General features: G+C 41.5%; 8 protein-coding genes and 1 tRNA gene. 5 read left to right on the forward strand and 4 right to left on the reverse strand.

Going from position 1 to position 8,934, the window contains the following annotated elements; genetic code table 11:
- Positions 1–310: IS200/IS605 family transposase (tnpA, locus tag ACM0OR_RS27090; RefSeq protein WP_414579504.1), on the forward strand; the 310-nt coding region annotated here is incomplete at its 5' end.
- Positions 311–424: 114 nt separating this feature from the next.
- On the opposite strand, the gene ACM0OR_RS27095 is transcribed toward tnpA, so the two are convergent.
- Positions 425–497 (reverse strand) — tRNA-Val (locus ACM0OR_RS27095).
- A gap of 106 nt (positions 498–603) precedes the next feature.
- Here ACM0OR_RS27095 and ACM0OR_RS27100 point away from each other — a divergent pair.
- Both ACM0OR_RS27100 and mazG read left to right on the forward strand, forming a co-directional pair.
- Positions 604–1,197, forward strand: coding sequence for a metal-binding protein (locus ACM0OR_RS27100; RefSeq protein WP_414579505.1), 594 nt, complete (start codon positions 604–606; stop codon positions 1,195–1,197).
- Positions 1,198–1,247: 50 nt separating this feature from the next.
- Positions 1,248–2,069 (forward strand): nucleoside triphosphate pyrophosphohydrolase, encoded by an 822-nt coding sequence (mazG, locus tag ACM0OR_RS27105; RefSeq protein ID WP_414579506.1) that lies wholly within the window; start codon positions 1,248–1,250, stop codon positions 2,067–2,069.
- A 79-nt stretch (positions 2,070–2,148) separates the two neighbouring features.
- On the opposite strand, the gene msrA is transcribed toward mazG, so the two are convergent.
- Together msrA and ACM0OR_RS27115 are read right to left on the reverse strand one after the other, a co-directional pair.
- Entirely contained in the window at positions 2,149–2,817 is a 669-nt protein-coding gene (gene msrA, locus ACM0OR_RS27110; protein ID WP_414579507.1) for a peptide-methionine (S)-S-oxide reductase MsrA, read from the reverse strand.
- Between the two features lie 144 nt (positions 2,818–2,961).
- Positions 2,962–5,151, reverse strand: coding sequence for a recombinase family protein (locus tag ACM0OR_RS27115; RefSeq protein WP_414579508.1), 2,190 nt, complete (start codon positions 5,149–5,151; stop codon positions 2,962–2,964).
- Positions 5,152–5,244: 93 nt separating this feature from the next.
- Here ACM0OR_RS27115 and ACM0OR_RS27120 point away from each other — a divergent pair, with 93 nt between their 5' ends.
- Positions 5,245–6,627, forward strand: a complete 1,383-nt coding sequence (locus ACM0OR_RS27120) for a proton extrusion protein PcxA (protein ID WP_414579509.1) — start codon at positions 5,245–5,247, stop codon at positions 6,625–6,627.
- A gap of 501 nt (positions 6,628–7,128) precedes the next feature.
- Here the strand turns inward: ACM0OR_RS27120 and ACM0OR_RS27125 are convergent.
- Positions 7,129–7,785 carry a DUF3386 domain-containing protein gene (locus ACM0OR_RS27125; RefSeq protein WP_414579510.1) on the reverse strand — a complete coding sequence of 219 codons (657 nt, stop codon included), beginning with the start codon at positions 7,783–7,785 and terminating at the stop codon, positions 7,129–7,131.
- Positions 7,786–7,889: 104 nt separating this feature from the next.
- Between ACM0OR_RS27125 and ACM0OR_RS27130 the strand changes: the two genes are divergently transcribed.
- A complete protein-coding gene (locus ACM0OR_RS27130) occupies positions 7,890–8,564 on the forward strand; it encodes a LuxR C-terminal-related transcriptional regulator (RefSeq protein ID WP_414579511.1) in 675 nt (224 codons plus the stop codon).
- Positions 8,565–8,934: the final 370 nt, after the last annotated feature.

Genomic DNA, 8,934 nt, shown 5'->3' on the forward strand with positions numbered 1-8,934 from the left:
TTTTTATCTTCTCTGTTTATTTTCCTATAAAATTTATTTTAAAGATAGGTCTAATGATAAAAAATGGGTTATCAAGGCACTAGAAATCGCTCCTGACCATATTCATTTATTAGTTGAGTATGACCCCCACCACTCAATATCTCAAGTAGTTAAAGCTTTTAAAGGTAGGTCATCAAGATATTTGCGACAAGAGTTTCCAGAATTAATGAAGCTTCCTAGTTTGTGGACTCATTCTTTCATGTTTGACACTACAGGAAAAGTTAGTACCCAAAAAGTATTAGAGTACATCAATGATCCACATCACGGATGAATAAATTCATCCTGTTCGCTTATATCCCCCACTTAAAAGACTTATGAGGGACAAAACTTATTGGTTTTGTTCCTCATACTTGGGGGCTTTACGCATCACACCCCGTAAAAAATATGGGTAGTACCAGACTCGAACTGATGACATCCTGCTTGTAAGGCAGGCGCTCTACCAACTGAGCTAACCACCCATCTGCGCTTTTCTTTTTGCGCTCATATCTAAACAATATAGCAAAATATTTCTGATTGCGCTAGTATTTTTGAGAAAATTTTTAAAATATTTTTGAGAACGTTTAAATGCCCTCTGGTCGAACGCACGATCGCATTACTTTATGGGCGTTGCCAATGGTGGCGGGTGTGTCCTTTTGGCAGACTCGCTCTGGCAATGTAACTTTGTTGGTGGCTGGTGGGTTTATGTTTGGCGGGTTGATGTTCGGCCCTGATTTAGATATATACTCCCGTCAATATCAACGCTGGGGTGTTTTACGCTGGATTTGGCTACCTTACCAAAAAAGTCTCCGGCATCGTTCTTTTTTATCCCACGGGCCAATTATTGGTACGACGCTACGGGTGGTTTATCTCAGTAGTTTGCTGGCTGTCGTGGCAATGGTGATGGTGGCTGTAGCTGAGAAGTTATGGAATGTGACCGTTACGTGGCAGGATTTAGAGGGAACTGTGGGGCGATCGCTATCAAGTTATGCTACAGAATGTCTTGCCCTATTCTTAGGTTTAGAATTGGGTGCGATGAGTCATTCTCTCAGCGACTGGGGCGGTTCGGCTTACAAGCGGTTTCGCAAGCAGGGGTTTCGGGGAATACTTCCTAGGAGCAAGATTAAGAAGCGTAAAGTTATTAGTCGTTCTACGGGAGGGAGGAAAAATCAAAGGAGGTAAGTTTTGAAACGCAAAGGTACGCGGAGGGAAACGCGAAGGTACGCAAAGTTATGGAATTAAATCAAAATTTGGCTGGGACTTTGGCGGCTTTGCAGGAGTTAATTGAGGTAGTGGCGAAATTGCGATCGCCTGATGGGGGTTGTCCTTGGGATTTGGCACAGACTCCTGAAACGCTGACACCTTATGTGATTGAGGAAGCTTATGAAGTGGTAGATGCGATTAAAAATGGGACGCAGGCAGAAGTTACTGAAGAATTAGGAGATTTACTTTTGCAGGTGGTGTTGCAGGCGCAGATAGCTAGTGAATCTGGTCAGTTTTCTCTGCAAGAGGTAGCCCAAGGTATTACCCAAAAGTTGATTCGTCGTCATCCTCATGTGTTCGGTGATGTATCGGTGCAAAGTATGGATGAGGTGCGGCAAAACTGGGAACAAATTAAGGCGAAGGAAAAAGGTGAATTATCGCCCGATAGTCAAAAACTTAGTACCAAACTCAGCCGCTATGGACGTACTCTTCCCCCACTCACCGCAGCAATGAAGATTTCCCAAAAGGCGGCGGCGGTTGGGTTTGAGTGGGAAAATATTGATGGGGTGTGGGCAAAGTTCTATGAGGAGTTAGAGGAGTTTCAACAGGCTGTCGCGGAGGAAACACCGGAACGCCAACAAGCGGAGTTAGGCGATTTACTGTTTGCAGTGATTCAGTTAGCCCGTTGGCATAATCTAGAACCAAGTGAAGGATTACAAGGCACAAATCAGCGATTTATCCAGCGTTTACAGAAAATGGAGGCAGTAGTTAACCGCCCCCTCTCTGATTACAATTTGGATGAGTTAGAAACTCTTTGGCAGCAGGCAAAAGCCCAACTTGCTAAGGAATGAAGTCCTGAGTGCTGTTAGCGGTAGCGCGGCGTTTAGCCGGTGCTGAGTTCTGAGAAATTATACCTTTGCCCCCTGTCCCCTATCCATTCACTGGAGATTCCAAGACACCTATAGGACAAGACACATTTGTCCCGCCTAAGCCACAATACCCATTAGGGTTTTTTGCTAGGTACTGCTGATGATAGCCTTCTGCGTAGTAGAATTCAGGGGCATCAAGAATTTCTGTGGTAATTTCTCCATATCCGGCAGGGCTAAGGGCTGTTTGATAGGCATCCCGTGAGGCTTCGGCTAGCTGTCTTTGGGCTGGGGAATAAACATAAATTCCTGAACGGTACTGAGTGCCAACGTCATTACCTTGGCGCATTCCTTGGGTGGGGTTATGACTTTCCCAGAAGACTTTGAGTAATTCGGCGTAACTAATCACGTTGGGGTCAAATACAACAAAAACTACTTCGTTGTGTCCAGTCGAGCCAGAACATACTTCTTCATAGGTGGGGTTAGGTGTGAAGCCAGCAGCATAACCGACAGCCGTTGTATAAACGCCCTCTTTCTGCCAAAACTTCCGTTCTGCACCCCAAAAACAACCCAAGCCAAACATTGCTTGTTCCATTCCTTCAGGGAAGGGAGGTTTAAGTGGGTTGTTGTTGACGTAGTGATGGGCAGGTACGGGCATGGTTTGTGTTCTTCCTGGTAAAGCTTTCTCAGGAGTGGGGATAACCAGCTTTTTGCCAAATCCAAATAATGCCATTATTTTCAACTCTGATTTTTATAGATGTGTTTACTTTACTTAATATTTTAGTAGTTTTGGCAACGAAGCAGAGCGGCAGGAGAGTAGAGAAATAAGGTAGACAAGGTAGAATTTTTTCAGCACTCAGCACTCATTACTCAACACTCAGCACTCAAAAGGTATACAAGCATGAACTAACGGTAATAATGGCCCCAGTTGTTCTTGTCCATTGACGGCTAAATCGCTGTGACACAAATAAATTTTCTCGGATACACGCGATAGTAAATCGGTCAAAATCCGTTGTAATCTTGCTTCTTCTGTTAGCTTTTCATCTTCTGCTGTCCAAGGTTGCCCTAATCTATCTTGTAAAAAAAACGGCGCACCAAACAAGGTAGCAGCACCACCTTTTGCCCATAGGGGTGAACCAGCATCCAACCAAAAATGCCAACGATGAAATTTTCTACTAGCCCGGTATTGAAAGATGGTTGCTAAGGTGATAGCCTTCCTGGTTTTGCCAATAGAACGTAGAGGGTATGGGTTGGCGGTAATTGTCCCCCGCCGCAGTAGTTGAATAAATTCGGCGATCGCACTATTAGAGACACGATTCATCTCGTCTGGGGTGTTTGGTGTTGTTTGTTTTAACCTCGTGTCAATTTCCCAATAGTGTTGGGCAGTTTCTAGTAGTTCTCGCAGTGCTGCTAGTTGTTCGTAGGGGAGGTTACTACCATTCCACAAAAAGCGTTGAATTGACCTGTCTAAAAGGGAAATGGGGCTGGGAATTAGACGCAATTCTTGCTGCGATCGCTGTTGTTCTAACCACTGTAAAATCTCAGTATAGGCTGTAGAGGCAGCGTAGCCAATACGATCCCAACGCTCGAAGGCTGTAACTGGTAACAAGTTGGGGTGTTCTGGATGGGGGACAAAGCAGTAATCTGCAAGTAATCCTGCTCGTACTGGGTCAATTTTTGCCGGCAGTGGGGAGTAGGGAGTAGGTAATGAGGCAGGGATTTCTGATGGTTCTGGTTTTGTACTCAAGATAACTAGCATCTCTGCTACGGCATCCCGGTCTACCAATCGTCCCAAACCTGGGTAGACTAAGGCTAGCATGGTGAGTAATGCCCTAATTACTGGTGAACTAATCAGGGGACGTTGGTCATTGAGTGACTCGACGGGGATATTTTGCTTGGTGAGGATTTCTACTAGGGTATAACGAGCGATCGCATCTAAACCAGGGGCAATGATAGCCACCTCTTCTGCTGCTACCTGTCCAGACTTAATTGCATGACCAATTACTTCTGCTGTTTGTCGCAATAGTTGGGAACGAGAAGTCGTTTGGATGGACTGTACTACTGTTGGTAAATCTGACAATACCAATGATGTATTCAGTGATTCCACTATTGGCGCAGCTAGTCTGTTAGCTAGAGAGTCAACAGCAAATCCCGGCAAAGTTTCTATTTGACAACGCCTCGCCAACCCTGACATATAATCAGGATCTGCCCCCAAACCCAATCTCACCCCACCATCAGGATTGTAACTAAAAGCACCTACTGCTCCCTGATCTAATAGCAACTCCAACAAATCACGCACCACACCAGGATATTCATCCACATCATCCGCTAAGACAGCTTGATAACGGTTAGCTAAATGCTGTTGATAATTCTCATTGGTTAATAAATATTGAGTGTAGAGTTCGGTAATAATCCCATAGGTGAGTAATCCTCTCTCTAAACACCAATTACGCCAATCTAACAGTAAATTTGCCATAAATTCTGGCTCTAGATTGACGTTATTTTCCTCTAAACCTGTTTGCAGAATCCCAGCGATATCCTCGCAAGGTGTACCACTGTAAGCTGCTAATTGCATTAAATCTAAGATGCGCCTCACTAAGCGGTACTCATTTACCCCAACACGCCTTAATATTTCTTCATTTAACTCTGTTCTCCAGAGTTTAGTTGCTAGTTCTTGCTCAGTTTCTGGGCGCAATCCTACAGGAAATTGTGCCTTGAGATTCAACAATTGAATCAGTAAAGGCCAAAATAATGTTACATCATCTTGAAAAAAACCTAATGGAGTTCTGACACGAACTGGATACTTTCCTTGGGTACTAGTAGCAATTTTATCACCCAATTCTCGGCGATTATCATCATTGGCAGACAAAACTAAAATTCCTGGTTTGGCCTGTTGCATCAATAAAGATGGAAGCGTGTAAGTGCTTGATTTTAATTTTGCTTTTTTAGTATAAAATAATTCGTACATTTCTTTTTCATTTTGCAGCCAATTCCCAAATTGCTCTACCAATCGGCTAGTCTTACCATTACGGCTATTACCTATAATCCAAACAGAATTATTAACCATAAACCTTATCCTTAGCAGATTTATTATTATACTTTGCGTTAACTTAAGGTTAAGAATCACTACATAATATACAATCCAGGAAAATTAATTAAGATGAACAATTCTATCTTTAACCAAAAAATTTATCCTTTTTTACTATCCGCTTATCGATGGTATTTACAGACGCCAGAACGCTCTTTAGAAGAAGCTTATAAAGCAGCATTGAAAATCAAATCTATAGAAGATGAATATTTTAATGGTAATACAATAGATTTGAAATCATCCATGTATAGCAGTAGTGTGATTGATTATTTTGAATCTGATCTCAAAAAAGAATTAAAATTAGTCAGGATGCGTTTAACGGAATTTCGATTTAGCCGATGGTTTGCCAATGAATCTAATCAAAAAGCTGCTAACAAAGCAGGCATAGAGTATCTTAATCCTACAGAAATTTTAGAAAAATTAAACTTTATTGATAATATTACCTCCAAATACACTGATTTTAATCAAGAAATATTTTCTCAATCTGTAGCCAATGAGTCTCCAAATATTCCTAATAAAACAGTACCAAATAATAATCCATCTTTAACCCATACCCCAGGAATCATTAAATCTAAAAATAATGATTTAGTAGAACGTATCTATGCGCCGACATCACCACCAGAAAATCCAGACCAAATTAAAAAAAAGCGTCCAAAAGCTGATTCTATGGGCATTTTGCCCCGTTCCATCCTCAGCACTATTGGGAGATTGCAGATTGAATTAGATCCTAATTCCGAACAAGATGTTGTGCAGAATTTTCGGCAAGCACAACGCAGAACAATAATTTCCATTAGATTTATTTTATTACTTATTATAATACCTCTTTTAACCCATCAATTATCAAAAGCCTTAGTTTTAGGACCACTTATTGATCGGGTTAGAAACTCTCAAGTAGAGCAAGTGTTCCTCAATGAAGAAATGGAAGAAGAAGCCCTATTAACATTACAAAAATTTGAAGAGAGAATCAAATTTGAAAACTTAATTAGCGATGCACCCCCTCTTTCTTCAGCAGCAATAGAAATTCGGATGAAAGAAAAGGCTAAGGAAGTAGCAGAGGACTTTCGTCGTGAAAGTGCTAATGCCATTAAAAATGTTTTCGCAGATATTTTTTCTGTGGCTGCGGTTATTTGGTTGCTAATCATGAGCAAGCCTTCTATTATGGTGCTAAAAGATTTTTTTGATAATGTTGTTTATGGTTTAAGTGATAGTGCTAAGGCATTTATTATTATTTTGTTTACTGATATCTTCGTAGGTTTTCACTCTCCACATGGTTGGGAAGTCATATTAGAAGGTATAACTCGTCATTGGGGTTTACCAGCCAATCGAGACTTCATTTTCTTATTCATTGCTACTTTCCCAGTAATTTTAGATACCATCTTTAAATACTGGATATTCCGTTACCTCAACCGGATATCACCATCCGCAGTAGCTACATACCGTAATATGAATGAGTAAACACATCAACAATTTACAATTCAAAAATCAATATGGTTTTGACACTTGATGTACCGTAAAAAAAAACTTTAATTGTGATACTGGTGTCAGTCATAGATATATGCTGTTGTAAAGCAATCTTATGTATTTTAGAGGGTGCTTAAAAAGTCCGACAGGTTGTAAAAAAGCTCTCCCAGTACAAGCTGTGATTAGATAATAGACAGCACCGAGAGAGCAACATGATTAAGGCATATCACCAGGGCAAACGCATCTAAATTACTCTTGATTACAACCAAGGTTAAAACCCAAGGGAAAGATCAGCATTTCTCGTTTTGTTTAGTTTCCCAGACTCAAAGCGATGACCTCTGATCGGTCGTAGACAATCGCTCAATCTGTGACAATATACAGGTTTTAATGCGCCTATTTTTGAGCTTATTTAAGAATATGATCCTTTTGGTGAAATAATGCAGCCGCCCTGGGGATTCCCTTTATTTATTAATTGTAATACCTGAAAAACTCAGCTTAAGCCGCCACAGGCTCTAATAATTGAATATTAGAAAAAACAAATTCTTGAACAGCGATTTTACCTGTTGTTTCTGTGCGAATCTCACGACGATTGAGAATAAAATAATTCCCAATCTTTTCATACTCATCCACAAAGTTGCTGACTCCGCCTCTTTGTTCTCCAGTTTGAGGTTCATGATAAACAGAGTCATAGGTGTGAGGCAAATAGCCTTCACCAGTCTCATGAACACTAAAAGTATTAATGGTTACAACAACACCGTGAATCTGACGATGAACGAGGGTAACTATATTATTGTGGATTTTGTAGCGATCGCCTTCAGCCTTACCGCCCATTAAAATTGCCACAGCCCCATTTTCGTCAGTGTCCCCATAACGAAATGTGTTTGCACCGTGGGTTTGTTCAAAGGTGCGACGCACACGGTGAATAGCGATTTCCCATGCTTGTCCGTGAATAGCTTTTTTCGCTGACTCGTCATCTACGCCCAAAACTTCTGCTTTGAGTTCAGCGTTGACAATGACTTGACCAGTAATAACTTTATCGCCATCCTTAAAGGTGATATCTGCTGTATACCCAGGAAAATCTTTATCCCAAGTGTAGCGGTTGTCATAAGCAGCCCGGAAAAGTTCCTGAGCAGAGATTTGTGTAACGGTCATATGCGCTTCTCCTAGCGTAATTAGTTATAGTCGCTTTTTACTTTTGCTGGTATTAGCATAGAAGTAATTGTTGAGTCTCGCATAGACCCCAACTGGGTACACTTATGCCTATTTCGCTCCACGATGTATTTCATGCGATCGCCAATATCCGTAATGAGCAAGAATTAAAACAGACGCTCATGGATAAAATTGGTGCATATTTTGGTGTGCAACGTTGGGGTATCCATCTTATACATAGCAAGCCTACATCTGATACCGATGCACAAACCATTCCCTCAGTCTGTTTAGAAAGTAACCCCATCGGACGCTATGTAGTTGAACGTCATGCTCCCACCCATGAGCAATTACTCTTAACCCCAGAAGACTGGAAAGATGTCTGTCCCCGCCACGACCACGGACACGTCATGACTGGGCCAATTGTTTGTGACGGACATCTGGTAGGAACACTCAACTTTACCCGCGACAAAGGAAATCCACCCTTTAACGCCAATGACTTAGCCGACCTCAGCGCACTCTGTATTCATTTGTCCGCCAAACTCGCCACCCTGCGAACTACCCCGAAAAGCTTCCCCTCTCCATTACCCAACCCCTTAACCCCACGGGAATTGCAAATTGCTGAACTAGTAGCTCAAGGGTTAACCAACGCTGAAATCGCTCAAAGACTTTGGATTACCCAAAACTCAGTCAAGCAAGCTTTAAAAAGAATGTTCCGCAAACTTGGGGTTTCAGCCCGTGCTGAGATGGTAGCCAGATTGCAAGACCTGCTGATTCACAAATAAATTCAGAAAACTCAGATAATTTTTATAAGCTGTAAAGCCTTCTATCGCAAGACTTACAGCTTCTGGCGAGAAATTGTGATCGGGAATTTCAAAAAAAAATTGATTTAACCCTTGACGAACCTAAAAATTCTCGCTATTCTAGGTAAGTGTCGAAGGCGGAAGAGCCGAGACAACCGAACCGAGAAAAAAGAATACTTTGAAAGCTAAAAAATAACCAACCTCGTCAAGAAAAATTGTTTTTGGAACTTCCCAAAAACTTAAAAAATTATAGCAAGGAATCTGAAAACAAGTTTTTCAGATAACAAACTCAAAACACAACAAAATGGAGAGTTTGATCCTGGCTCAGGATGAACGCTGGCGGTATGCTTAA

The organism is Anabaena sp. CCY 9402-a (assembly GCF_963920945.1).
GTDB lineage: Bacteria > Cyanobacteriota > Cyanobacteriia > Cyanobacteriales > Nostocaceae > Trichormus > Trichormus minutissimus.